General features: G+C 58.4%; 1 protein-coding gene. It reads right to left on the minus strand.

From position 1 onward, the window contains the following. Positions 1-34: 34 nt before the first annotated feature. On the minus strand, positions 35-639 hold a 605-nt coding region (locus JK635_RS05990), incomplete at its 5' end, for a tetratricopeptide repeat protein (RefSeq protein ID WP_202653076.1).

A 639-nucleotide genomic window follows, 5' to 3' on the forward strand; every position in this document is an offset into this window, starting at 1 on the left:
CCTTCCATTGAAAGGCCTCGGCCGGGAACCACGCTCAGGACCGCCGCTTGGTGCCTGTCACGGCATTGATATAGCGCTGATATATCGCTGCCTCTGCGTCATTGCCGATAGCGATCGCGTCGGCGAGGGCCTTGCGAAAGTAGGCCAGGGCCTGAGCATGCAGGCCTTGTTCCTCCAGCAGCAATTGCAGGGTGCGGCGAGACGTGAGGGTGCGGGGATGGGTGGTGCCGAGCATCCTTTCCCTGATAGTGACTACCTTGAGCAAGTAATCCAGGGCCTCGGCATGCTTGCCTTGTTCATGCAGTAGCGATCCGATGTTGTCATACGCCGCGGCGGTGTTGGCGTGGTCGGCACCGAATGACTTTTCCAGGATGGCGAGCGCCTTGAGCAGGTATTCCAGCGCCTCGGCATGCTTGCCCCGCTGCTTTAGCAGCATGCCGATGTTGTTGTACGTTGTGGCGGTATCGGGATGGTCGGTGCCGAACTCCTTTTCCTTGATGGCCAGCGCCTTTAAGTGGTACTTCATTGCCTCGACGTAGCTGCCTTGATCCTCTAGCAGCGATCCGATGTTGTCATACGCTACAGCCGTTCTGGTATGACCGGTGCCAAGGAACTTTTCCCAGATGGCGAGTGCCTTCA

It is taken from the genome of Neobacillus paridis (assembly GCF_016765675.1).
GTDB classification, from domain to species: domain Bacteria; phylum Bacillota; class Bacilli; order Bacillales; family Cytobacillaceae; genus Neobacillus; species Neobacillus paridis.